The organism is Burkholderia sp. APQ4-4ca, assembly GCF_057837105.1.
Genome location: NZ_JBYQCG010000130.1, coordinates 13,046 through 36,156, shown reverse-complemented (window position 1 = coordinate 36,156; position 23,111 = coordinate 13,046). Strand labels below are relative to the sequence as shown.

Sequence of the window (23,111 nt, the reverse complement as noted above, 5' to 3'; positions counted from 1 at the left end):
CGTTGCCTTCCGAGCCGCTGTTGCAATAGAAGAAGTGGTTGAAGCCCGCGGGCGTGACTTCCGCGAGCATCGCGGAAAGCTCGATCACCGGCGGGTGCGTGGTCTTGAAGAACGTGTTGTAGAACGGCAGTTCCTGGATCTGGCGATACGCGGCGTCGGCGAGTTCCTTGCGGCCGTAGCCGACGTTCACGCACCACAGGCCGGCCATCCCGTCGATCACCTTGTTGCCGTCGGAGTCCCACAGGTAGACGCCGTCGGCCTTCACGATCACGCGGCTGCCGGCGCGATTGAGCGCGCCCATGTCGGAGAACGGGTGAATGTGGTGCGCGGCGTCGAGCGCGCGAAAATCGGCAGTCGAGCGCGGCGGAAAAGCGTCGTTTCGATCGGTCATGTTTTCTCCGTCAAACAGCGCCGCACGCTTACACGTGCAGCAGCAAATGCCGGCGTTCCCACGAGCTGATCACGCGGAAGAACGCTTCGTATTCGGTTTCCTTCAATGCCAGGTAGGCCTTCACGAACTTGTCGCCGAGGATGCCGGCGAGCGGCTCGCACGCAGCCATCAGCGAGATGCCTTCCTCGAGGTTGCGCGGCAACTGATACGGCAGATCGTAGCCGTCCGATGCGATCGGCTCGGTCGGCGCGAGCTGTTGCGACATGCCGAGATAGCCGGCGGCGAGCGTCGCCGCGAACGCGAGATACGGGTTGCAGTCGACACCGGGAATCCGGTTCTCGATGCGCCGCGCGACGGGGCTCGACTGCGGGATGCGAAAGCCCACCGTGCGGTTGTCGTAGCCCCATTGCACGTTGATCGGCGCGGCCATGAAGCGCGACAGGCGGCGATACGAATTGATGTACGGCGCGAAGATCGGCATCAGCGCCGGCGTGTACTTCTGCAGCCCCGCCAGATAGCTGTGGAACAGCGGCGACACGGCGCCGTTCTCGTCGGCGAACAGATTGCGCCCGGTGCGCATGTCCGCGAGGCTCTGATGAATGTGCATCGCGGAGCCCGGCTCGTTTTCCATCGGCTTGGCCATGAACGTCGCGTACATGTTGTGACGCAATGCGGCCTCGCGCACCGTGCGCTTGAACAGGAATACCTGGTCGGCCAGCGGCATCGCATCGCCATGCACGAAGTTGATCTCCATCTGCGCGGCGCCGACTTCATGGATCAGCGTCTCGATATCGAGGCCCTGCATTTCGCAGTACTCGTAGATGTCCTCGAACAGCGGATCGAACTCGTTGACGGCCTCGATCGAATACGACTGGCGGCCCGTTTCCGCCCGCCCCGTGCGGCCGACGGGCGGCCGCAGCGGCAAGTCGGGGTCGGCGTTCATGTCGACCAGGTAAAACTCGAGTTCCGGCGCGACGACCGGCTTCCAGCCCTTCGCCTCGTACAGGTCGAGCACGCGGCGCAGCACGTAGCGCGGCGAGATCTCGACCGGCGAACCGTCGAAGTGCACGCAATCGTGAATCACCTGCGCAGTCGGGTCGACCGCCCACGGGATCAGGCAGATCGTCGACGGGTCGGGCACGCACACCATGTCGGGATCGGTCACGCCGGTCAACGTGCCGTCCTCCGGATAGTCGCCGGTGACGGTCTGCACCATCACGGCCTGCGGCAGGCGCATCGATTCACCGGATTCGAACTTGTTGCGCGGAATGATCTTGCCGCGCGCGATGCCGGCCATGTCGGGAATGATCGCCTCGACTTCGGTGATGCGGTGCTGTCGCAGGAATTCGCTCAGTTCGGGTTGCATGATCGGCCTCGTGAGTCGATGTCGATATCGGATGCGGGCGGCGACGGCGTCGCGCCGCCGCCCGCATGAAGGCGATGCGTCATCCTCGCGCGGCACGCCGCGCCGAATGCCGCGAAGATGTCGCGCGACAGCGGCTGCTCCGCGTAGCGCCATTCGGGATGCCACTGCACACCCAGCACGAACGCACGCGCACCGCGTACGCTGACGGCCTCGACGAGCCCGTCGGGCGCGCTTGCTTCGATCGCGAGCCCGTCGCCCAGCCGCGCGATGCCCTGGTCGTGCAGCGAATTGACCGTCGCCTCTTGCGCGCCGCGCGCGACCCGCTGCAGCAGGCCACCGGGAGCGAGCTGCACGACGTGCGCGGGACCGTACTGCCGTTCGAGCGGATCGTCCGCCCGTTCGCGATGGTCGTCGAAGCCGGTCGTCGCATGCAGCCGCTGATGCAGCGTGCCGCCGTACGCGACGTTCAGCTCCTGCATGCCGCGGCAGATGGCGAGCACGGGCACGCCCGCGTCGATCGCCGCGCGGATCAGCGGCAACGCGGTCGCATCGCGCGCCGGATCGTGCAGCGTGTCGGGCGCGCTCGCGGCGCCGCCGTAGCGATGCGGCTCGACGTTCGAATAGCTGCCGGTCAACAGCAGCCCGTCGATTGCCGCGACGATCGCGTCGGCCGGCTGCCGCGCGCCGAGCGCGGGCAAGACGAACGCGAGCGCGCCGGCGCCGTCGACGACGGCGGCAAGGTACTTCTCGCCCGCCGTGTGGTTCGGGTGGGCGCCGCGCAGGATGCGGTCGGCGGTGACGGCTACGATCGGGCGGGCACGCATCGGCGTCTCTCCGGTCATGGCGCGCGACATGCTTGCGCGCGCAACGATGCAGGTTCACGGGCGCGCCGCACGCGCGCGCCATCGCGCGGCGCAAGCGCAGGCGCGATCGTGCCGCGCGGACGCCGCGGCAACGGGCGATGCGACCCGGGACGGAAGCGGAAACGGACGCTAGGGCAACAACGATGCGCTGCCGTCGCACTGCACCGCGCTGAACAGGTGTGCGGTCGCGAGATTGAAGCGGCGCGGGCCGCGATGGGAAATGGCGAAGAAGCGAGGCTCGCGTAGCGGGACGGCGCGCGTGCCGCGCTCAGCATGCCGGTTCGGCCCGGCCTGAGGCGGCGCGCCCGCCGACGGACTTCGCGTCCGGCGTATCGAAGGGCTGGCGGCTTTCACGATCGTACTCGACTGACTGATGGAGGCAGGACACGTGTCGCTATGCCGCGTGGCGACACGTCAGCAAGATGTCTCGTAGCGAATGCCGGCGCAGTCCGGCCATCGTCGATGGCCTTGCCGCCGGTACGCGCGTGACGACTTCCTGACATTCAGCTTATATCACCTAAAAATTGCGTCAAATTTTCAGGGGCCGATGACGACCTCGGTCAGACGAAAAAAACGGCATCGATCAGGCGGATCGATGCCGTTTTGTGCATTGCGTCGGCTTGCCTGCTGCGTGCCGACGGGGCGACGCGCACTGCTCCGCCGCGCTGCCGCATGAAGGCGGCCCGTGTTCAGCGATGCGCGAGCGCGGTTTCGACGAGCGTCTGCAGCAGCGGCACGATCCGCGCGGCACGCGTTTCGTCGTACGCGTACGGCCGCGTCTCCTCCATGTAGGTGATCTGCGACAGCTCGAGCTGCACGGCCTCGACGCCGGTCTCGGGCACGCCGTAGTGACGCGTGATGTAGCCGCCCTTGAAGCGGCCGTTCGCGACGGCCGTGTAGCCGCCGTGTGCGAGCACACGCGCCGCCAGCGCCTCCGCGAGACCGGGCGCCGCACTCGCGCCGCTCGACGTGCCGAAGTTGAAGTCCGGCAGGCGGCCGTCGAAGAAACGCGGCACGTGCGAACGGATCGAATGCGCCTCCCACACGAGCACGCGGCCGTGTTCGCCCTTCAGGCGCGCGATCTCGCGTTGCAGCGCGTCGTGATACGGCAGCCAGTAACGGTCGCGGCGACGCATGATTTCGTCGTTGCCGGGCAGCGCGTTCGCCGGATACAGCGGCGCCTTGTCGAACGTATCGACCGGCACGAGCCCCGTCGTGTCCTGCCCCGGATACAGGTTCTCGTTGTCGGGCGGACGGTTCAGGTCGACGACGTAACGCGCGTGCGACGGCACGAGGATCGATGCGCCCAGATCGGCCGCGAAGCCGTACAGCCGCTCCAGATGCCAGTCGCAATCGTCGACGAAGCGCGCGTCGGGCGTCATCGTCGCGGCGATGTCGTCGGGGATGTGCGTGCCTGCATGCGGAATCGAGATCAGCAGCGGCAGCGTGCCCTGCTTCAACGTGAATACAGCCGGTTGTTCAGTCATGTCGCCTCACCGTAAGAGTCGGCCGGCGCACCGTGCGCCGGTTGCCGCGCGTTCAGCGCAGCAGTTGCGCCAGCGCGGCGCGGTAGTCGGCATACGCGGCGGCTTCGTCGCGATGGCGGCGGCCGCTCACGACGCACTCGCCGCCCGTGTAGACGTCGAGCACCGGCGTGTCGCCATGCTCGGCGAACACGATGCCCGACAGCCATGCGGCGCTGTCGTGTTCGGCGATCGCCGGATGATCGGGATCGAGCACGAGCCAGTCGGCGCGACAGCCGGCGCGCAGCGCACCGATGCGCCGCCCGCTCGCCTGCGCGCCGCCTTCGAGCGACGCATCGAACAAGCGATCGGCGACGTGCGCCTGCGACGCGCTCGCCAGCATGTTGCGCGCGCGGTGCACGAGTCGCTGCCCGTATTCGAGCAGGCGCAGTTCCGAGCGCCAGTCGACCGACGCGTGGCTGTCCGAGCCGACGCCGATCACGCCGCCCTGCGCGAGATAGTCGACGGCCGGAAACACGCCGTCGCCGAGGTTCGCTTCGGTCGTCAGGCACAGCCCGGCGACCGCGCGACGCTTCGCGAGCGCCGCCGTCTCGGCCGCATCGACGTGCGTCGCGTGCACGAGGCACCAGCGCGCATCGACGTCGAAGCGATCGAGCAGCCATTGGACCGGGCGTGCGCCGTAGGCGCGCACGCAGTCGTCGACTTCGGCCGTCTGCTCGGCGATGTGGATATGAACGGGCGCATCGTCGGGCAGCCCGTCGAGCAGCGCACGCAGCCCGTTCTCGGACACCGCGCGCAGCGAATGCGGCGCGACGCCGTAGCGCAGCCCGCCATGCTCGGGCGCGGCGCGACGCATCGCGTCGAGCAGTTCGAGCACGCCGTCGGGCGTGTTGATGAAGCGGCGCTGGTCATCGCGCGGCGGCTTGTTGCCGAAGCCGGCGAACTGGTACGACACGGGCAGCATCGTGATGCCGATGCCGGCCGCCCGCGCGGCGTCGATCACACGTGTGCCGAGCTCCGCGATTTGCGGATAGCGCGAGCCGTCCTGCGCGTGATGCACGTAGTGGAATTCGCACACCGACGTGTAGCCGCACTTGAGCATCTCGACGTACAGCCAGCGCGCAATCGCCGCGAGCGCGTCGGGCGTGATCTTCAGCGCGAAGCGGTACATCAGGTCGCGCCAGCTCCAGAAGCTGTCGGCGGGGTTCGCACGGTATTCGGTAAGCCCCGCCATCGCGCGCTGGAATGCGTGCGAATGCAGGTTCGGCATACCGGGCAGCACCGGCCCGGCCGCGCGCGCGACGCCGGCCGGTGCGTCGGTATCGGGCGTCACGTCGGTCAGCGTGCCGGCCGCGTCCCAGCGCAGCAGCACGTTGCGGCGCCAGCCATCGGGCAGGTAGGCATGGTCCGCGAACAACAGGGTGTCGGTCATTGCGTATCCTCATCGACCGGATCGAGCGCTTGAGCAATCTCGTCCGGGTGCCGCGGCCGGCAGACGCAAGCGCGTCGCGCCTGCGTCTGCCTCGCGGCGATCGACCGGCGTGCGCCGTTGCGCACGGGTCCGGTCCCCTGCAAAGCGTCGGCCGGCCCGATACGTCAGGTACCCGGCCCGGTTCTTCGCCAAAACTATCCGTTCATCCGGCGAAACACGGTCGTGCCGCCGCGTACGACCTGCTCGCACAGCGGCCGGCCGATCCAGTACGCCAGTTCCGCCAGCGAGCCGACCGCCCACACGGCGAAGTCGGCCTGGCGACCGACCTCGAGCGCGCCGTGGCGATCCGCGCGGCCAAGCGCCGCGGCTGCATGGCGCATAACGCCCTGCAGCACCTCGGGCACCGTCATGCGGAACAGCGTGCAGCCCATGTTCAGCGTCAGCAACAGCGATTCGAGCGGCGACGTGCCGGGGTTGTGATCGGTCGCGAGCGCGATCGGCACGCCGTGCTTGCGCAGCAGCTCGATCGGCGGCAATTGCGTTTCGCGGATGAAGTAGTACGCGCCGGGCAGCAGCACGGCGACCGTGCCGGCCGCCTTCATCGCCTCGATGCCGGCTTCGTCGAGAAATTCGAGGTGGTCGGCCGACAGCGCGCGGTAACGCGCGGCGAGCGCCGTCCCGCCCGCATTCGACAGTTGCTCCGCATGCAGCTTCACCGGCAGCCCGCGCCGCGTCGCGGCCTCGAACACGCGCTCGGTCTGCTCGAGCGAAAAGCCGATGCGTTCGCAGAACACGTCGACCGCGTCGACGAGCCCTTCGTCGGCCAGCGTCGGCAGCATCCGGTCGCACACTTCGTCGATGTATTCGTCCGCGCGGCCCGCGTATTCCGGCGGCAGCGCATGCGCGCCGAGGAAGGTCGTATGGACGGTGACCGGGAAGCGCTCGCCGAGCTGGCGCGCGACGCGCAGCATCTTGCGCTCGCTCGCGAGGTCGAGCCCGTAGCCCGACTTGATCTCGATCGCGGTCACGCCTTCGGCGAGCAGCGGCTGCAAGCGCGCGGCGGCCTGCACGAACAGCGCCGTCTCGTCGGCCGCGCGCGTCGCACGCACCGTCGACACGATCCCGCCGCCCTGCCGCGCGATTTCCTCGTAGCTCACGCCCGCGAGGCGCTGCGCGAATTCGTCGGCGCGCGTACCGCCGTATACCAGATGCGTATGGCAGTCGACGAGGCCCGGCGTGACCCACGCGCCGTGCAGGTCCTCGCGCCGCCAGTGCGCATAGTCGTGCGGCAGCGCGGACAATGCGCCGAGCCACGCGATCGTGCCGGTTTCGTCGACGGCGATCGCCGCGTCGTCGATCGTCTCGTCGGGATGGCCGTGCGGACACAGCCTCAGGTGATGCCAGACAGTCGGTTTCATGCGTTCAGTCTCGTTCGCCGACGGCAAGCGACACGGCGAGCAGCGCACCGCCTCCGCTCACGACGACGTCAAACGCACGCCGCGGCCCGTCGAGCCGCAACGTGTCCATTTCCTGCAGTGCGTAGTGCGCGCCGTCGATGTCGACGCCCACCGTACCGGTCGCGCAAAACAGCAGCACGGTATCGGCGCGCTCGATGCGGTGCGTGCCCTCGGGCCATACGTCGACCGACCCGCGCGCGGCCGAACGGCGCGTCATCAGGTTGAAGTCGCGCGTCGCGCCGTCGTGCAGCGTCGCGTCGATCGCCGTCTCGCCCGCGAAATCCGCGCGGGCCAGCGGTGCGTCGAGCACGTGCCGCGTGCCGCCCGCTTCGGCGAGCGTCATGCCGGCGCCGGACAACAGCACGAGCGTACGGTCGACGCCGTCGAAACGCGAGAACGGCCCGGCCGTGCCGACGTCCGCGACGCTCACGCGCCACGCGAACGCATCGAGTGCCGCGCCGGGCGGGAACGCGCCGATCTCGCGCGTCACGCCGCCGCCGTTCTTCCACGGCGACGCAACGAGATCCGCCGCGCGGATCAGCGCGGCGGCCAGCGTTGCGTTCACCGGCGCCTGGTCGAGCGCCGTCATGCTCAGCGGCCGAGCATCGGCAGCTTCAGGCCGGCTTCGCGGGCCGTCTGCTGCGCGAGTTCGTAACCGGCATCCGCATGGCGCATCACGCCCGTGGCCGGATCGTTCAGCAGCACGCGACCGAGACGTTCATGCGCGTCCGCTGTGCCGTCGGCGACGATCACGACGCCCGAATGCTGCGAGAAGCCCATGCCGACGCCGCCGCCGTGGTGCAGCGACACCCACGATGCGCCGCCCGCGGTGTTCAGCAGCGCGTTCAGCAGCGGCCAGTCGCTGACGGCGTCCGAGCCGTCCTTCATCGATTCCGTCTCGCGATTCGGGCTCGCGACCGAACCCGTGTCGAGGTGGTCGCGACCGATCACGATCGGCGCCTTCAGTTCGCCGTTCTTGACCATCTCGTTGAACGCCTGGCCGAGGCGGTAGCGATCCTTCACGCCGACCCAGCAGATCCGTGCCGGCAGGCCCTGGAACGCGATGCGCTCACGCGCCATGTCGAGCCAGTTGTGCAGGTGCGGATCGTCGGGGATCAGCTCCTTCACCTTCTGGTCGGTCTTGTAGATGTCTTCCGGATCGCCGGACAGCGCGACCCAGCGGAACGGGCCCTTGCCTTCGCAGAACAACGGACGGATGTACGCCGGCACGAAACCGGGGAAGTCGAACGCGTTCTCGACGCCCATTTCAAGCGCCATCTGGCGGATGTTGTTGCCGTAGTCGAGCGTGGCCGCGCCGCGTTCCTGCAGCGCGAGCATCGCGCGCACCTGGACGGCCATCGACTGCTTCGCGACCTTCACGATGCTCTGCGGATCGACCTTCTGCGCCTCGCGCCATTGCGCGACGGTCCAGCCTTGCGGCAGGTAGCCGTTGATCGGGTCGTGCGCGCTCGTCTGGTCGGTCACGCAGTCGGGCGTGATGCCGCGCGTGACGAGTTCAGCGAACACGTCGGCCGCGTTGCCGAGCAGGCCGATCGACACCGGCTTGCCGGTGCGCTTCGCTTCCTCGATCATGCCGAGCGCTTCGTCGAGCGTCGTCGCCTTCTTGTCGACGTAGCGCGTCTTCAGGCGGAAGTCGATGCGCGTCTCGTCGCATTCGACCGCGATCATCGAGAAGCCGGCCATCGTCGCGGCGAGCGGCTGCGCGCCGCCCATCCCGCCCAGGCCGCCCGTCAGGATCCAGCGGCCCGACGGATCACCGTTGAAGTGCTGGTTCGCGACCGAGAAGAAGGTTTCATAGGTGCCCTGCACGATGCCCTGGCTGCCGATGTAGATCCAGCTGCCGGCCGTCATCTGGCCGTACATCATCAGGCCCTTGCGGTCGAGCTCGTGGAAGTGATCCCAGTTCGCCCAGTGCGGCACGAGGTTCGAATTCGCCAGCAGCACGCGCGGCGCATCCTTGTGCGTGCGGAACACGCCGACCGGCTTGCCCGATTGAATCAGCAGCGTTTCGTTTTCCTCGAGATCCTTCAGCGACGCGAGGATCTGGTCGTAGCATTCCCAGTTGCGCGCGGCACGCCCGATGCCGCCGTACACGACGAGCGCATGCGGATGCTCGGCGACTTCCGGGTCGAGGTTGTTCTGGATCATCCGGTAGGCCGCTTCGGCCAGCCAGGTCTTGCAGGTCTTCTCGCTGCCGCGCGGCGCGCGAATCGTGCGCGTCGGATCGAGGCGGGGATCGATGTGTTTCGGATGGTTCATGACGACTGCTCCCGAAGGAAATTGAAGATCAAATAGGAATCAGAAATGCCCGGTGAAGCGATAACGGCTGCCGGGATGCCACAGATTCGCCACCGAGGCGACGACGCCCTGCGACCAGGTGCGCCGATGTAAAACCAGACACGGCTCGACGTCGTCCATGCGCAGCTGCTCGCGCCGCTCCGGCGCCGGGGCCGCCGCTTCGATCCGGTACTCGACGCGCTGCAGCGGCGCCGCGCGCATCAGGTACAGGTTCGGCGTCGTGTTCGTGAAATCCTGCTCGGCGTAATCCGGCGCGACCGCCGGATTCACCCATCGCTCTTCGAGCTGCACCGGCTCGTCGTTCTCGAAGTGCAGCACCTGCGAATGAAACAGCTTCGTGCGCACGGCCACCTGCATCTCGTCGGCAAGCGCCTCGTCGGCGCGAATCGTGTCGAGCCCGAGCACGCTGGCGCGGTACGCATGCCCGCGCGCGCCGACCTCTTCCGAGATGCTGCGAATCGCGACCAGCGTCGACTCGTACTTCGGCCGCGCGACGTAGGTGCCCGCGCCCTTCATGCGCGTGAGCACCTGCTCGGCCGTCAACTCGCGCAGCGCGCGGTTGACGGTCATGCGCGCCACCTTGAATTCGCGCGCCAGCTCGTTCTCGGACGGCACCTGGTCGCCCTCCTCCCACTCGCCGGCGTGAATGCGGCCCAGGATGAAATCCTTGATCTCCTGGTAGACCGGCGCGCTCATCGGCTTACTGTTCCGATGCGAACGAGAACGGCGCGACCTTCGCGAACGCGCGCTCGCCGACCAGCTTCGCGATCACCGCGATGTCCGGCGCGAAGTAGTGGTCGAGTTCGTAGTGCGCGACCTTGCCGCGGATCGTCTCCATCACCGGCGCGAGCTTCGGGCTCGTGTGGTACGGCGCGCGCAGGTCGACGCCCTGTGCGGCGGCCAGCAGTTCGATCGCGAGGATGTGCTTCGTGTTGTCCGCGATGTCGGCGAGCTTGCGCGCGGCGAACGTCGCCATCGACACGTGGTCTTCCTGGTTCGCGGAAGTCGGCAGCGAGTCGACCGATGCCGGGTGTGCGAGCGTCTTGTTTTCCGATGCGAGGGCGGCGGCCGTCACGTGCGCGATCATGAAGCCGGAGTTCACGCCGCCGTCCTTCACGAGGAACGGGGGCAGGCCCGACAGCGTCGCGTCGATCAGCAGCGCGATGCGGCGTTCGGCCAATGCGCCGATTTCCGCGGCGGCGAGCGCGAGGTTGTCGGCCGCGAACGCGACGGGCTCGGCGTGGAAGTTGCCGCCCGACAGCACTTCGCCGGTGTCCGGGAAGATCAGCGGATTGTCCGACACGGCGTTCGCTTCGACCAGCAGCACGTCGGCCGCGTGACGCATCTGGTCCAGGCATGCGCCCATCACCTGCGGCTGGCAGCGCAGGCTGTACGGATCCTGCACCTTGTCGCAGTCGCGGTGCGACTGGTTGATCGGCGAGCCTTCGAGCAGTTCGCGGTACGACGCGGCCGCGTCGATCTGGCCTCGATGGCCGCGCAGTTCGTGGATGCGCGCGTCGAACGGCTTCACCGAGCCGGCTGCCGCGTCGACCGACAGCGCGCCGGCGACGAGCGCGGTGCGGTACAGGTCTTCGATCGCGAACATGTTGTCGAGCGCGAGCGCCGTCGATGCCTGCGTGCCGTTCAGGAGCGCGAGGCCTTCCTTCGCCTGCAACGTCAGCGGCGCGAGGCCGGCGACACGCAGACCGTCGAGCGCGCTCGCGCGTTCGCCGCGGATGAACACTTCGCCGACGCCGAGCAGCACGGCCGACATGTGCGCGAGCGGCGCGAGGTCGCCCGAGGCGCCGACCGAGCCCTTCACCGGGATCAGCGGCAGCACGTCCGCGTTGAAGAGGGTGATCAGCGCATCCATCACTTCGCGACGGATGCCCGAGTGGCCCCGGCCGAGGCTCGACAGCTTCAGCGCCATCAGCAGGCGCACCGACGAGCGCGCCATCGGCTCGCCGACGCCGACCGCGTGCGACAGCACGAGGTTCTTCTGCAGCAGTTCGAGCTGGTCGTGCGGGATGTGGGTGCTCGCCAGACGGCCGAAGCCCGTGTTGATGCCGTAGGCCGGCTCGCCCTTCGCGGCGATGTCGGCAACGGCCTTCGCGCCCGCGTCGATCTTCGCGAAGCTGGCCGGATCGAGTTTCAGCTGGACGGATTCGCGTGCGATCCGGCGCAGTTGCGGGAGGGTCAGGTGGCCGGGGGTCAACGTAATCATGTGAGCAATCCTGTCTAGACAAGTTCGGGATGGATTGAAGTGTAGCCATCGGAACTTGTCTAGACAACCCGTTTTTCATTATTCCGGTCTCGGGAGTTTCCCTGATGTCCGGCACGGCCCGCCGGCATGGCCGGCGTGATCCGGTTTTTAACGTATGTTGCAATCATTTTTTATTTGGCAACATACGAATCAACATTCGCCATGGAGACCGTCATGCCCTTCCCGTCACGATTCGCCGCCCGCCTCGGCCGCCCCCTGCTCGTCGCCGCGTGCGCACTCGCGTGCGGCGCGTCCGTCGCCGCCGAGCCGCTGTCCGGCACGCTGGAGAAGATCCGGCAGGCCAACCTGATTTCGATCGGCCATCGCGAAACGTCGGTGCCGTTCTCCTATGTCGACGCGGGCGGCAAGGTCATCGGGTTCTCACAGGATCTGTGCGACCGCGTGATCGCCGCGGTGAAGGCGCGCACCGGCAAGCCCGACCTGCAGGTGCGCTTCATTCCGGTCACGTCGCAGAACCGCATTCCGCTCGTGCAGAACGGCACCGTCGATCTCGAATGCGGCGTGACGACCAATCTCGCCGCGCGCCACGCGCAGGTCGCGTTCTCGACCACCTTCTTCGTCGCGACGACGCGCCTGCTCACGCGCACGAGTTCGGGCATCCGCGACTTCCCCGATCTCGCCGGCAAGACGGTCGTGACGAACCAGGGCACGACGTCCGAGCGCCTGCTGCGCAAGATGAACGAGGAAAGGAAGATGAACATGCAGATCATCAGCGCGAAGGACTACGGCGAAGGACGCCTCACGCTCGAATCGGGCCGCGCGGCCGCGTACATGATGGACGACGTGCTGCTCGCGGGCGTGCGCCAGCTCGCCGCGAAGCCGGCCGACTGGCAGCTCGTCGGCACGCCGCAATCGTCGGAAGCCTACGGGTTCATGCTGCGCAAGGACGATCCGCAGTTCAAGGCGCTCGTCGACGGCGTGCTCGTGCAGTTGATGAAAAGCGGCGAGATCAACGCGCTGTACGACAAATGGTTCATGAAACCGGTGCCGCCGAAGGGGCTGTCGTTCGACTTCGCGATGAGCGACGTGATCAAGGCGCGCTATGCGGCGCCGAACGACGCGCCGCTCGAGTAAGCGCCGCGCGTCGCGCCCGGCTTACGCGCGCGTCCACGCGACGCACGCCGCGTAGCCGGGCGCCGCGTCGAGCCATGCCGCGTCGAACGCCGCGACGCCGGCGGCGGGCGCGGTCGGGTCGACGATCGTCGTCGCGGGTGTCGCCGTGTCGCGCGGCGGCACGACCGCGAACGCGCGCAGCCCGCCGACGATGCCGGTGCCGAGCGCCTTGAGCAGCGCCTCCTTCGCGGACCACACGCGCATGAATTCCCCCTCGCGCGCGCCGGGCGGCAGACCGTCGAGATACGCGATCTCGGCGGGTGCGCACACTTCGCGCGTCAGCATGCGCCAGTCGGTCGCGCGGTTGCAGCCCTCGATATCGACGCCGACGCGGCCCGCCGGCGCCCACGCGATCAATGCATGATCGCCCGCGTGCGACACGTTGAAGTCGAGCGACGCGCGATGCGCAGGGTCCAGCGACGGCCGCCCCGCTGCGTCGACGACGATCTCGACCGCGCGCGGCCCGATGCCGAGCGCCGCGCCGAGCACGTCGCGCAGCGCGGCGCGCGTCGCGGCGCTGCGCACCGCATCCTCGTGCCGCAGAAAGCGCGCGGCGCGGGCGCGCTCGTCGTCGCTCAGCGCCGCATACGCGGGCGACGCGACCGGCACGCGCCAGTCGAAATCGACGCGCGCGACCTGCACGCGGGCGCGCGCCGCGGCGGGCGGCACGTCGAGCGCGTGCACGCGCCACGCGCGGGGCGTTTCGACGGGAGAAGCGGAATCGGACGGAATGGACATCGGCGCGCGGCAGCCTGTGCGTTGGAGCGAAACGTCCGATGTTAATCGATCGCGCCGACCCGCGGCCGCTGCCGCCTGATCGGGACGCAGACAGGGATGGCGCATTGCGTACGTATGCGCCCGCTCACCCGCTCGCGGCCCTGCCCGGCACGCCGCTCCCCGTCACCCGCCCGCGCGACGCCGGGTGCAGCGCATGCACGACGCCCGGCGCATCGGCCGGCAGCACGCCGTGTTGCAGCCAGTACAACGCGACCGGCCACAGCGTGTCGGTGAAGCGGCTGTGGAAAAACGCGAAATGGCCGATCTCGGCAACGCCGATGTCGGCCGGCGCGATCCGCAGATGCGTCACGTTGCTGCCCGTGTAGTAGCCGACCAGCCGCTCGATCGCGGCGACCGTGCCGAACGCGTCGTCGTCGATGCCGACCGCGAGCATCGGCGCCGACAGCCCCGCGAACCGCGCCGGCAACGCGGCACGGCTCGCCGCGCCGTCGTCGAACACGCTGCCGAGGTAGCCGTCCTCGAAACGCGGCCGCGACCGCGCCCACGACAGCGCGATGCCCCGCGGCGTATCCTCCATCCAGCCGAGCCGCTTCGCGGGCACGTAGCCGCACACGGCGGCGAGCGCGGGCATCGCGACATGCCACTTCCACCACATGCGGCGCCGCTCGGCCGGCAGATAGTCGCGCCAGTACGCGTACTGCGCGCCGACGGTCACCGCATGCCGCACGTGCACGTTCGATGCCGCGAGGCCGAGTACACAGCCGCCGATGCTGTGCGCGACCACGTCGAGCGGCTGGCCCGGAAACGCGTCGCGCGCATAGTGCAGCGCGGCTTCGCAATCGAGCCGCCCCCAGTCGAGCCAGGTCGCGCGCAGCTTCGCCAGCCGCGCCGGGCGCGATCCGCCGATGCCGCGATAGTCGTAGACGAGCACGTCGCGTCCTTGCGCGAACAACCAGGCGGCGAAACGAAAGTAGTAGTCGCAGCGCACCGACGTCGCGCAATTGACGACCGTCACGGGCCGCACGCCGCCGCCGCGATGGCGCCAGACGTGGCCGCGCAGTTCGTAACCGTCCGCCGCGCGCAGCGTCACGGGTTCGGGCGGCAACGCGCCCGCCGCGCGACTGCCCTGCGCGGCTCCGCTTTCCTCGTTCGAAATCGTCATCGTGTCTCCTGTCGACCCCAGTTAGCGCTTTAGCGCTTACTGGGGTCCCATGCATCGCCGTCGACCCCAGCTAGCGCTTCAGCGCTTACTGCGATCCCATGGATAGCGGTCGGTCCGAGTTGGCGCTTCAGCACATACTCAGCCCCCTCCTCCGCGATCAACCCGCCTCCATTGAACTTGACGCGTGCCGCGTTCTCAACCAATCTTGCTGCTCCGTTCGCATGAGTCACGCGCATGTCAACGCCACTCGTCCGTCTCCCGTCGCTCGATCTCGTCCGCGGTTTCGTCGCCGTCGGCCGCCGCATGAGCATCACGCTCGCCGCGCAGGATCTGTGCGTCACGCAGTCGGCGGTCAGCCGCCAGGTCCATGCGCTCGAGGCGCATCTCGGCGTCGCGTTGCTGCAGCGCGGCTACCGGAAGATTTCATTCACGCCGGAAGGCGAGCGGCTGTTCCGCGTCGCCGACGCGGCGCTGCACGGCCTGCAGGACACCGTCGCGTCGCTGGCCGCCGCGCGCGAGCGCCAGCCCGTGACGATCACCGCCAGCATCGGCGTGACCGCGCTGTGGCTGCTGCCGCGGCTCGGGCGGCTGCAGGCACGGTTGCCCGGGATCGATCTGCGCGTCGCCGCGAACGACAAGGTACTCGATTTGCGCACCGAGGGCATCGACCTCGGCATCCGCTATTGCCCGCGCGAGCGCGCACCGGCCGGCGCGCTGCGCCTGTTCGACGAGATCGTCGTGCCGGTCGCGCATCCCGCGCTCGCCGCGCGGCCGGTCACGAGCGCGGCCGCGATCGCCGGTCACGTGCTGCTCGAATTCGACGGGCCGCCGCAACCGCAATTGCAGTGGCACGCGCACCTGCACGCGGCCGGGCTCGGCGACGCGCGCCCGAAAGGCGTGCTGCGCTTCAACCAGTACGACCAGGTGATCCAGGCCGCGATTGCCGGCCAGGGCATCGCGCTCGGCCGGCTCGCGCTCGTCGCGCCGATGCTCGCCGATGGCCGGCTCGCGGTGCTCGGGCCGCACACGCGGACGCTGTCGGAAACGTACGGCTACTGGCTGTTCCAGCACGATCCGGCCCCGCGTCGCGAGGTCGCCGACGTGCGCGACTGGATGCTCGCCGAAGCGGCGGAATGCGATGCGGCAATGCATACGCACGATACGGCGACGGCCTGAGCCGACGGCGGTGCGGTTGCGCGTGAGCCCGGGCAGACACCGCCCGTTCGCATTCCCTTGACGCATGGCAACCTGACCGAATGATCGCTTGAACGACGGCCGCCCTGCTCGTCTAATCGGACCGAGCGCGACCGTTTCGCCGCGCGCCTTCATCCGGAGACACGCATGACCCTGATCGAGCAGGAAGTCCGGCGCCGCTGGCTGCCCGTGCTGGCAGGCGGCCTGATCATGGGCGCCGCGCTCGGCATCCGCCACGTGCAGGGCCTGTTCCTCGCGCCCGTGTCGCTCGACCACGGCTGGTCGCGCGAGGCGTTCGGGCTCGCGCTGGCACTGCAGAACCTGATCTGGGGCGTCGCGCAGCCGTTCACCGGAATGGTCGCCGACCGTTTCGGTTCGGTGCGCGTGATCGTCGTCGGCATGCTGCTGTACGCGGCCGGGCTCGTGACGATGGCGCATGCGGGCACGACCGGCCTGTTCACGGTCGGCGCCGGGCTCGTGATCGGCGTCGCGCTGTCGGGCTCCGCATTCGCGTCGATCTACGGCGCGCTGAGCCGCCTGTTTCCGCCCGACCGGCGCGGCTGGGCGCTCGGCGCCGCCGGCGCGATCGGCGGGCTCGGCCAGTTCTGCATGGTGCCCGTCGCGCAGGAACTGATCGGCGGCATCGGCTGGCGGCACGCATTCATCGCGCTGGCGCTCGTCGCCGCGCTGCTCGCGCCGCTCGCCGGGCTGCTGCGCGACCGGCCCGCGCAGGTGGCGGGCGCCCCCGCCGGCCCCGACCAGTCGATCGGCGAAGCGGTGCGCGAGGCGTTCGCGCATCGCGGCTTCTGGCTGCTGAATGCGGGCTTCTTCGCGTGCGGCTTCCAGCTCGCGTTCATCGCGACGCACCTGCCCGCTTACCTGCTCGACCACGGGCTGCCTGCGCGCCACGCGAGCGTCGCGCTCGCGCTGATCGCGCTGACCAACGTGGCCGGCACCTATGCGTGCGGCCATCTCGGCGGGCTGCTGCGGCGCAAGTACGTGCTGTCGGTGCTGTACCTCGTGCGCGCGTTCGCGATGACCGCATTCGTCGCCGCGCCGCTGTCGCCCGCGAGCGTCTACGTGTTCGCGGCCGTGATGGGATTCACGTGGCTCGGCACGGTGCCGCTGACGAACGGCGTGATCTCGCAGGTGTTCGGCGTGCGCTACATCGCGACGCTATTCGGCTTCGTGTTCTTCGGGCACCAGCTCGGCAGCTTCTTCGGCGTGTGGCTCGGTGCAATCGTGTACGACGCGACGCACTCGTACATGCCGCTGTGGATCGGTTCGATCGCGCTCGGCGTGCTCGCGGCGCTGCTGCACCTGCCGATCGACGACGCGCGCGTCGCGCGCCCGGCATCGGGCCGCGCGGCGTGGGCGTGATCCGCGCGGTGCTGGCCGCCGGCACGCTCGCGTTCGTCGCGTGGTGCGGCGCGGCCTACTTCGACTCGGGCGTCGCATACGCGCTGCTCGAGCACGTCGCGTTCTGCAATTGATGCGGCAAACCGGCGCGTGCGGTCAGCGGCGCTTCGGCAACGCGGCCAGCGCATCGAGCGCTCGGGCGCGCGCGGCCACGTGCTCGACGAGCGGCGCCGGATAGTCGATGCCGAGCCGTACGCCGGCCGCCTCGAGTTCCAGCGGCGACGCTTCCCACGGTGCATGGATCGACGCATCGTCGAGGCCGGCAAGCTCGGGCACCCAGCGCCGCACGTACGCGCCGTCCGGGTCGAACTTCCGCCCCTGCGCGACCGGATTGAAGATGCGGAAATACGGCGCGGCGTCGGCGCCGCAGCCGGCCACCCATTGCCAGCTCGCCGCGTTGTTCGCGGGATCGGCGTCGACCAGCGTGTCGCGGAACCATGCTTCGCCCGCGCGCCAGTCGATCAGCAGGTGCTTGATCAGGAACGACGCGACGACCATCCGCACGCGGTTGTGCATCCAGCCGGTCGTCCACAGCTCGCGCAGGCCCGCATCGACGAGCGGATAGCCGGTTCGCCCGCGCTGCCACGCACGTAACGCGGCGGGATCGTCGCGCCACGGCATCGCATCGAACTGCGCGCGGAAGTTGTCGGTCGCGAGCGCCGGGAAGTGATACAGCAGCGTGTAGCTGAATTCGCGCCAGCCGAGCTCGCTCAGGAACTTGTCGGCGTGCGTCGCGTATGCCGCGCCGCCTGCGTGCGCGGCGCCCTGCACCGCCTGCCACACCTGTCGCGGCGACACGTTGCCGAAGCGCAGGAACGGCGACAGCCGGCTCGTCGCGGGGCGATCGGGACGGTCGCGCGCGTCCGCATAGCCGGCAAGCGAGGTCGTCACGAACGTGTCGAGCTGCGCGTGCGCGCCGGCTTCGTCGGGCGCCGGCCACGCATCGCGCAGGCCGCCGGCCCAGTCCGGCGCATGCGGACGCAACGCAAGTGCGTCGAGCGCCAGCGCGCGGTCGCGCACGACTTTCGGCCACGAATGAAACGCGATCCGCTCGGGTGCCGGCAACGGCGCCGCGACCGTGCGATCGCGGCGCGCCGCGCGCCAGTACGCGGTGAAGACCTGATACGGGCCGCCGCTGCCCGTCAACACCTCCCACGGCTCGTTCAGCAGGCTGCCGTTGCTGCTCTCGACCGCCACGCCGCGCGCCTTGAGCGACGCCTTCAGCGCCGCGTCGGCGTCGCGCTGCGGCTGCGCATAGCGGCGGTTCCAGTACACGGCCGCCGCGCCCGTGTCGCCGACGATGCGCTCGATCTCGCGCTGCGCGTCGCCGCGCAGCAGCAGCAGGCGCCCGCCATGCCGCGCGAGCGCCGCGTCGAGCCCGGCCAGCGCCCCGTGCAGCCACCAGCGCGCCGCGCCGCCGAGCGCGGGCCCGGCGCCAGCGCCCGTATCGTCGACGAACACGCAGACGAGCGGCCGGCCGGATTCGACCGCGCGCGTGAGCGCGGGCTGATCGGTCACGCGCAGATCGTCGCGGAACCAGACGATCGCGGGAGCAACGGACGTCTTGGCAGACACGGGCAGGCACCTCGATGATGAAAGCAAAAGGAGACGCGTATTGTCGCGGCTGCGCTGCGCGGTGTCGACGCCGGTCGTCACGGCCGGCCGCCACCGCGACGCCGCACGCGAACGAACGATCCGCTTCGATCCAAAGCAGGTCGCGCTGCCGGACGACGGCCTCGCGCCCCGCATGTTGCTCCGACTGTGTTGCACGTCGACCGGCTCGTGCATACCGCGCACCGCGCATGGCCGACGCAACGCCGGACACATCGATTCACGCCACGACGGCCCGACAAGCGACCGTGCCCGCCGGTGCAGCCGGCTTGATCCGTCAACGATGCGTCGTGTCAATCGAGCCGGAACGCGGCCTCGAAGCGCTCGGCGAACGCATCGAACTCGGCTTCCGGCAGATGGTTGATGCCGCCTGCGCATTTGCGCCCGCCGCCGGTGGCGAAGCCGCGGCAGAACTCGTCCGCGCCGATCGGCCGGCCGTCGGGCACGCGTACGCTGACGACGAGCCCGCCGCCCGCGCGCGGCGACAGCACCGCGAGCGCCGCATGCGGCGCGTCGCGCATCCGCTCGTTCGCGAGCATGCCGGTTGCGCGCCGCGCCCACGGATGATCGGGCATCCGGACCAGCGTCGCGCCGGGCACCTCGCGCAGCGGCGCGAGCGCGCATGCACGCGCCATGTCGTCGCGGTAGCCGTCGCGCAACGCGGCGAACACGGCCGTCCCGCGCACGAAATCGAGCGGCTCGGCGCACGGCAGCATGGCGTCCGCGAGCGCCGCCGGATCGAAGTGCAGATCGCCGACGCATTCGCCGTAAGCGTTGTAGTTCAGATAGCGCCCGAGTTCGGCGAGCACGCCACGCTCGGCTTCGTCGACGCCGTGCTCGCGCGCCAGCGCGTCGCCGAGGGCCGGCAGTTCATCCCCGAATGCCGCGACGATCGCCCAGCGCACGTACCGGCCGCCGAGATAGCGGTTCACGATCGCGCTCGTGCAGACGTCGGCCGCCAGGTCGATATGCGCGTCGAAGCGCGGATGGTCGGGCAGCGCGCCGGCGAAGTGATGGTCGAAGTAACGGACCGTCGCACCGTCGCGCAGCAGCCGCGCGCACGCGTCGCGATTCTGGTCGTGCGACACGTCGAGCACGGTGACGAGGTCGCCCGCGCCCGCGTCGATACGCTCGAGCAGCCTGATGTCGCGCTTCACGCCGGTCACGAGCGTACCGTGCACGCGTTCCGCGAGCCGCAGTTGCTGAAGCGCGCACAGGCCGTCCGCGTCGCCGTTGAACGCGAAGACATGCCGCGCGTACTGGTTGTCCTGCATGATCCGTTGCTCCATCGTCCGCGCCTGAAATCCGCCGTTCGCGCGAGTGGCGTGCACGCCGCACCCGCGCGCCCGATATTTTGCCGCAACCGCGCGCGCCTTCGATACGGCGTAGCGGCGCTGCCCTGCAAACGGCTTGCGGGTCGCCTGCATGTCGTTCGTCACGATCGCGCTGTTCTCGCTTCGCGCGCGCCACGACTTCCTGCCTGTGCGTCGTCGTCCGAGACACGCGGATATCGGGCACCGCCCCGTCGAGGTCGGTTTTCTCGCCCGGCTTCCCAAACGTACCAAGCCCGAACGCGCCGCCTCGATCGCGAGTTCTCACGCCGAGATGGGGCCGCTTCGCGCCTGGCAGTCGGTGCGACGTCGCTTCGAGTCATAAGTCATCGGATGTGAAAACGAGCGCTTACCCTCGTCCGATTTCTCGCAAGTCGGGAGGATTTCCGGGTAAACCCGCGACGTCATCGCCCGCGCACCGGCGTACCATGTCGTACGACGACATACTACATAAGCCGCCACCCCAGACGCCGACGCGGGCTGCCGCCCCGCCGGCCATCGCCCGCCCGGAGACAGACACCGTTGAACCCGCCCTCGTCCGCCCTGCCCGGCCGCGACCCGCTCGCGTCCGCCGTCTCGAAAGTGAAGTGGCACGTGCTGCCGCTCGTGCTGATCATGTTCATCGCGAACTACATCGACCGCGTAAACGTCGGCTTCGTCGATCGCCATCTGGAAGCGTCGATCGGCATCGGCGCGGCCGCGTACGGGCTCGGCGCCGGGTTGTTCTTCGTCGGCTACGCGCTGTTCGAAGTACCGTCGAACCTGCTGATGCAGCGCTACGGCGCGCGCATCTGGCTCGCGCGGATCATGGCGACGTGGGGCATCGTCGCGGCCGCGATGGCGTTCGTGTGGAACGACACGTCGTTCTACGCGCTGCGCTTCCTGCTCGGCGCCGCCGAGGCCGGCTTCTTCCCCGGCGTCGTGCTGTATCTGTCGCAATGGCTGCCGCCGCGGGAACGCGGCAAGGCGATGGCGATCTTCCTCGGCGGCTCCGCGTTCGCATCGGTGCTGTCCGGGCCCGTCACCGGCGCGCTGCTGTCGATCCGCGGCTTCGGCCTCGCGGGCTGGCAATGGATGTTTCTGATCGAAGGGCTGTTCTCGGTTGCGCTGTGCGGCGCGAGTTGGCTGCTGCTGAAATCGCATATCCGCGACGCGACGTGGCTCACGCCCGAAGAACGTACGGCGCTGCAGAACGCGCTCGACGACGAACGCGCGGCGCGCGACGTCCGCTCGAACGTGCCGGTGCGCGCGACCACGCTGCTGCGCGACCCGCAGATCATGCTGTTCTGCTTCCTGTACTTCTCGATCCAGCTGACGATCTACGCGGCCACGTTCTGGCTGCCGACCATCATCCGCAAGATGGGCGGCCTCACCGATTTCCAGGTCGGCCTGTACAACACGATTCCGTGGATGATCGCGATCGGCGCGATGTACGGCTTCGCGGTGCTGTCGTCGAAGTGGAAGCATCCGCAGCGCTGGCTCGCGTGCGCGCTCGTGCTCGCCGCGTGCGGGCTGTTCGCGTCGACGTCGCCGAATCCGGTGTGGTCGTTCGCGTCGATCTGCTTCGCCGCGCTCGGCTTCAAGGCCGCATCGTCGCTGTTCTGGCCGATTCCGCAGGGCTATCTCGACACGCGCGTGGCCGCGGCCGTGATCGCGCTGATCAACTCGGTCGGCAACCTCGGCGGCTTCGTCGCGCCGACGGCCTTCGGCTATCTGAAGCAACATACGGGTTCGATCACGGGCGGGCTGTATGCGCTCGCGATCGCATCGCTCGTCGCCGCGGTCGCCGCGCTGTTCGCGCGCACGCAGCGGCGCAGCGATCCGCCGCGCGGCCAGCCTGCCGACGAATCCTTCACGCACGCCTCGATGCTCCGCCATGCCGAACACTGACCGCCTGACCGTCGTCGTCTCGAATGCCGTCGACGGCGACCTCGCCACGTTCTCCCTCGCCGGCGCCGCCACGCTCGCGCCGCTCGCCCGCTATCCGGCCGCCGACGTCGCGATGCCGATCGCCGTGCAGGCCGACCGCGCGCGGCTCTACGTCGCGACGCGCGGCGAGCAGCCGACGATCGTCGCGTTCCGCGTCGCCGCCACGGGCGCGCTCGTGCGCATCGGCACGACCGCGATCGATGCGAGCCATGCATACCTGTCGCTCGACCGCAGCGGCCGCTGGCTGCTCGGCGCGTCGTACGGCGGCAGCTCGCTGAGCCTCTACGACGCGGCGCGCGTGCGCGACGGCGACGGCACGCCGCTGCAAGTCGCGGGCGGCATCGCGAACGCGCATGCGGTGATCGTGTCGCCGGACAACCGCTTCGCGTACGTCAGTTCGCTCGGCTCGGACCGCGTGTTCGGCTTCGCGCTCGTCGAGGACGCCGCCGGCGCGCGCGCGGTCGAACATGGCGAAACACGCGTGCCGGCCGGCTTCGGCCCGCGTCACCTGCGATTCGCGGATGGTGGCCGCACGCTGGTCGTCGTCAGCGAATTCCAGGGAACGCTCGCGACCTTCGCCCGCGACACCGACACCGGCCGGCTCGGCGATCCGCGCGTGAGCGCACGCCATCCGGCCGTCGCCGAACTCGCGCAAGGCCATGCGCGCCCGCCCGCCCCGGCCGAACCGTCGGTGTGGGCCGCCGATCTGCACCTGACGCCCGACGAGCGCTTCGCGTACGTCAGCGAGCGCACGTCGAGCCGGTTGCTCGGCTATCGCCGCAACGAAGACGGCTCGTTCGAGCCCACCCACGCAACACCCACCGAGACCCAGCCGCGCGGGTTCGCGATCGATCCGTCCGGACGCTGGCTCGTCGCCTGCGGCGAACAGTCGGAACACGTCGCGGTATATGCGATCGCGCCGGACGACGGCACGCTGTCGCTGCACACGCGCGTGCCGGGCGGCCGCGGCGCGAACTGGATCGCGATCGTCTGAAGGTCTGAAAAAGATCCGGCGCCT

At 69.3% G+C, this 23,111-nt stretch carries 21 protein-coding genes; 7 read left to right on the top strand and 14 right to left on the bottom strand.

Translation table 11 applies throughout. The features are described 5' to 3' along the window. From AC3IFE_RS16485 to hutH, 10 genes are all read right to left on the bottom strand, one after another. On the bottom strand, positions 1 to 391 hold a 391-nt coding region (locus tag AC3IFE_RS16485; RefSeq protein ID WP_489191169.1), incomplete at its 3' end, for an aminotransferase class III-fold pyridoxal phosphate-dependent enzyme. A gap of 28 nt (positions 392 to 419) precedes the next feature. Further along, positions 420 to 1,757 carry a glutamine synthetase family protein gene (locus AC3IFE_RS16480; protein WP_489191168.1) on the bottom strand — a complete coding sequence of 446 codons (1,338 nt, stop codon included), beginning with the start codon at positions 1,755 to 1,757 and terminating at the stop codon, positions 420 to 422. Beyond that, positions 1,742 to 2,581, bottom strand: a complete 840-nt coding sequence (locus AC3IFE_RS16475) for a gamma-glutamyl-gamma-aminobutyrate hydrolase family protein (RefSeq protein ID WP_301740289.1) — start codon at positions 2,579 to 2,581, stop codon at positions 1,742 to 1,744. Before AC3IFE_RS16475 ends, AC3IFE_RS16480 begins: the two co-directional genes overlap by 16 nt. A 728-nt stretch (positions 2,582 to 3,309) precedes the next feature. Then, a complete protein-coding gene (gene hutG, locus AC3IFE_RS16470) occupies positions 3,310 to 4,107 on the bottom strand; it encodes an N-formylglutamate deformylase (protein ID WP_489191167.1) in 798 nt (265 codons plus the stop codon). 52 nt (positions 4,108 to 4,159) lie between these two features. Beyond that, entirely contained in the window at positions 4,160 to 5,536 is a 1,377-nt protein-coding gene (locus AC3IFE_RS16465; protein ID WP_489191166.1) for a formimidoylglutamate deiminase, read from the bottom strand. A gap of 194 nt (positions 5,537 to 5,730) precedes the next feature. Then, positions 5,731 to 6,954, bottom strand: a complete 1,224-nt coding sequence (gene hutI, locus AC3IFE_RS16460) for an imidazolonepropionase (protein ID WP_489191165.1) — start codon at positions 6,952 to 6,954, stop codon at positions 5,731 to 5,733. 4 nt (positions 6,955 to 6,958) lie between these two features. Next, positions 6,959 to 7,582: a HutD/Ves family protein gene (locus tag AC3IFE_RS16455; RefSeq protein WP_489191164.1), complete on the bottom strand. Its 624-nt coding sequence runs from the start codon at positions 7,580 to 7,582 to the stop codon at positions 6,959 to 6,961. 2 nt (positions 7,583 to 7,584) lie between these two features. After that, a complete protein-coding gene (hutU, locus tag AC3IFE_RS16450; protein ID WP_006478343.1) occupies positions 7,585 to 9,273 on the bottom strand; it encodes a urocanate hydratase in 1,689 nt (562 codons plus the stop codon). A 39-nt stretch (positions 9,274 to 9,312) separates the two neighbouring features. Then, positions 9,313 to 10,008, bottom strand: coding sequence for a histidine utilization transcriptional repressor HutC (gene hutC, locus AC3IFE_RS16445; RefSeq protein ID WP_085043442.1), 696 nt, complete (start codon positions 10,006 to 10,008; stop codon positions 9,313 to 9,315). Positions 10,009 to 10,012: 4 nt separating this feature from the next. Then, a complete protein-coding gene (hutH, locus tag AC3IFE_RS16440) occupies positions 10,013 to 11,536 on the bottom strand; it encodes a histidine ammonia-lyase (RefSeq protein WP_489191163.1) in 1,524 nt (507 codons plus the stop codon). A gap of 213 nt (positions 11,537 to 11,749) precedes the next feature. On the opposite strand from hutH, the gene AC3IFE_RS16435 reads away from it, so the two are divergent. Further along, positions 11,750 to 12,670, top strand: a complete 921-nt coding sequence (locus AC3IFE_RS16435) for a glutamate/aspartate ABC transporter substrate-binding protein (RefSeq protein WP_489191162.1) — start codon at positions 11,750 to 11,752, stop codon at positions 12,668 to 12,670. Between the two features lie 21 nt (positions 12,671 to 12,691). Here the strand turns inward: AC3IFE_RS16435 and AC3IFE_RS16430 are convergent, their stop codons facing one another. Together AC3IFE_RS16430 and AC3IFE_RS16425 are read right to left on the bottom strand one after the other, a co-directional pair. Further along, positions 12,692 to 13,447: a 4'-phosphopantetheinyl transferase family protein gene (locus AC3IFE_RS16430; protein WP_489191161.1), complete on the bottom strand. Its 756-nt coding sequence runs from the start codon at positions 13,445 to 13,447 to the stop codon at positions 12,692 to 12,694. Between the two features lie 124 nt (positions 13,448 to 13,571). Further along, positions 13,572 to 14,609, bottom strand: coding sequence for an alpha/beta hydrolase family protein (locus AC3IFE_RS16425; RefSeq protein WP_489191160.1), 1,038 nt, complete (start codon positions 14,607 to 14,609; stop codon positions 13,572 to 13,574). 234 nt (positions 14,610 to 14,843) lie between these two features. On the opposite strand from AC3IFE_RS16425, the gene AC3IFE_RS16420 reads away from it, so the two are divergent. The 3 genes from AC3IFE_RS16420 to AC3IFE_RS16410 all read left to right on the top strand — a co-directional run bounded on the left by AC3IFE_RS16420 (position 14,844) and on the right by AC3IFE_RS16410 (position 17,296). Further along, on the top strand, positions 14,844 to 15,785 hold the full coding sequence (locus tag AC3IFE_RS16420; RefSeq protein ID WP_489191158.1) for a LysR substrate-binding domain-containing protein: 942 nt from the start codon (positions 14,844 to 14,846) through the stop codon (positions 15,783 to 15,785). A 165-nt stretch (positions 15,786 to 15,950) separates the two neighbouring features. Further along, positions 15,951 to 17,183 (top strand): MFS transporter, encoded by a 1,233-nt coding sequence (locus AC3IFE_RS16415; RefSeq protein ID WP_489191157.1) that lies wholly within the window; start codon positions 15,951 to 15,953, stop codon positions 17,181 to 17,183. Next, on the top strand, positions 17,174 to 17,296 hold the full coding sequence (locus AC3IFE_RS16410) for a hypothetical protein (protein ID WP_256979655.1): 123 nt from the start codon (positions 17,174 to 17,176) through the stop codon (positions 17,294 to 17,296). The genes AC3IFE_RS16415 and AC3IFE_RS16410 overlap by 10 nt, the downstream gene beginning before the upstream one ends. A 22-nt stretch (positions 17,297 to 17,318) precedes the next feature. Here AC3IFE_RS16410 and AC3IFE_RS16405 read toward each other — a convergent pair whose 3' ends face one another. Both AC3IFE_RS16405 and AC3IFE_RS16400 read right to left on the bottom strand, forming a co-directional pair. Beyond that, positions 17,319 to 18,797: a cryptochrome/photolyase family protein gene (locus AC3IFE_RS16405; protein WP_489191155.1), complete on the bottom strand. Its 1,479-nt coding sequence runs from the start codon at positions 18,795 to 18,797 to the stop codon at positions 17,319 to 17,321. A gap of 329 nt (positions 18,798 to 19,126) precedes the next feature. Then, entirely contained in the window at positions 19,127 to 20,107 is a 981-nt protein-coding gene (locus AC3IFE_RS16400) for an acetyltransferase (protein WP_301740308.1), read from the bottom strand. Between the two features lie 151 nt (positions 20,108 to 20,258). On the opposite strand from AC3IFE_RS16400, the gene AC3IFE_RS16395 reads away from it, so the two are divergent. From AC3IFE_RS16395 to AC3IFE_RS16385, 3 genes are all read left to right on the top strand, one after another. Next, positions 20,259 to 20,489, top strand: a complete 231-nt coding sequence (locus tag AC3IFE_RS16395; protein WP_301740298.1) for a hypothetical protein — start codon at positions 20,259 to 20,261, stop codon at positions 20,487 to 20,489. Positions 20,490 to 20,686: 197 nt separating this feature from the next. Next, on the top strand, positions 20,687 to 22,054 hold the full coding sequence (locus tag AC3IFE_RS16390) for an MFS transporter (protein ID WP_489191154.1): 1,368 nt from the start codon (positions 20,687 to 20,689) through the stop codon (positions 22,052 to 22,054). Next, positions 22,041 to 23,087 carry a lactonase family protein gene (locus tag AC3IFE_RS16385; protein ID WP_489191153.1) on the top strand — a complete coding sequence of 349 codons (1,047 nt, stop codon included), beginning with the start codon at positions 22,041 to 22,043 and terminating at the stop codon, positions 23,085 to 23,087. Before AC3IFE_RS16390 ends, AC3IFE_RS16385 begins: the two co-directional genes overlap by 14 nt. The last annotated feature ends 24 nt before the right edge of the window (positions 23,088 to 23,111 follow it).

Excerpts from the sequence above, each read along its gene's own strand:
- hutU (WP_006478343.1), bottom strand. The coding sequence starts at position 9,273 with ATGAACCATCCGAAACACATCGATCCCCGCCTCGATCCGACGCGCACG.
- AC3IFE_RS16400 (WP_301740308.1), bottom strand. The coding sequence starts at position 20,107 with ATGCAGGACAACCAGTACGCGCGGCATGTCTTCGCGTTCAACGGCGAC.
- AC3IFE_RS16420 (WP_489191158.1), top strand. The coding sequence starts at position 14,844 with ATGTCAACGCCACTCGTCCGTCTCCCGTCGCTCGATCTCGTCCGCGGT.
- AC3IFE_RS16415 (WP_489191157.1), top strand. The coding sequence starts at position 15,951 with ATGACCCTGATCGAGCAGGAAGTCCGGCGCCGCTGGCTGCCCGTGCTG.
- AC3IFE_RS16435 (WP_489191162.1), top strand. The coding sequence starts at position 11,750 with ATGCCCTTCCCGTCACGATTCGCCGCCCGCCTCGGCCGCCCCCTGCTC.
- AC3IFE_RS16385 (WP_489191153.1), top strand. The coding sequence starts at position 22,041 with ATGCCGAACACTGACCGCCTGACCGTCGTCGTCTCGAATGCCGTCGAC.
- hutC (WP_085043442.1), bottom strand. The coding sequence starts at position 10,008 with ATGAGCGCGCCGGTCTACCAGGAGATCAAGGATTTCATCCTGGGCCGC.
- AC3IFE_RS16430 (WP_489191161.1), bottom strand. The coding sequence starts at position 13,447 with ATGTCCATTCCGTCCGATTCCGCTTCTCCCGTCGAAACGCCCCGCGCG.
- AC3IFE_RS16465 (WP_489191166.1), bottom strand. The coding sequence starts at position 5,536 with ATGACCGACACCCTGTTGTTCGCGGACCATGCCTACCTGCCCGATGGC.
- AC3IFE_RS16475 (WP_301740289.1), bottom strand. The coding sequence starts at position 2,581 with ATGCGTGCCCGCCCGATCGTAGCCGTCACCGCCGACCGCATCCTGCGC.
- AC3IFE_RS16425 (WP_489191160.1), bottom strand. The coding sequence starts at position 14,609 with ATGACGATTTCGAACGAGGAAAGCGGAGCCGCGCAGGGCAGTCGCGCG.
- hutH (WP_489191163.1), bottom strand. The coding sequence starts at position 11,536 with ATGATTACGTTGACCCCCGGCCACCTGACCCTCCCGCAACTGCGCCGG.
- AC3IFE_RS16395 (WP_301740298.1), top strand. The coding sequence starts at position 20,259 with ATGTCGTTCGTCACGATCGCGCTGTTCTCGCTTCGCGCGCGCCACGAC.
- AC3IFE_RS16480 (WP_489191168.1), bottom strand. The coding sequence starts at position 1,757 with ATGCAACCCGAACTGAGCGAATTCCTGCGACAGCACCGCATCACCGAA.
- AC3IFE_RS16455 (WP_489191164.1), bottom strand. The coding sequence starts at position 7,582 with ATGACGGCGCTCGACCAGGCGCCGGTGAACGCAACGCTGGCCGCCGCG.
- hutG (WP_489191167.1), bottom strand. The coding sequence starts at position 4,107 with ATGACTGAACAACCGGCTGTATTCACGTTGAAGCAGGGCACGCTGCCG.
- hutI (WP_489191165.1), bottom strand. The coding sequence starts at position 6,954 with ATGAAACCGACTGTCTGGCATCACCTGAGGCTGTGTCCGCACGGCCAT.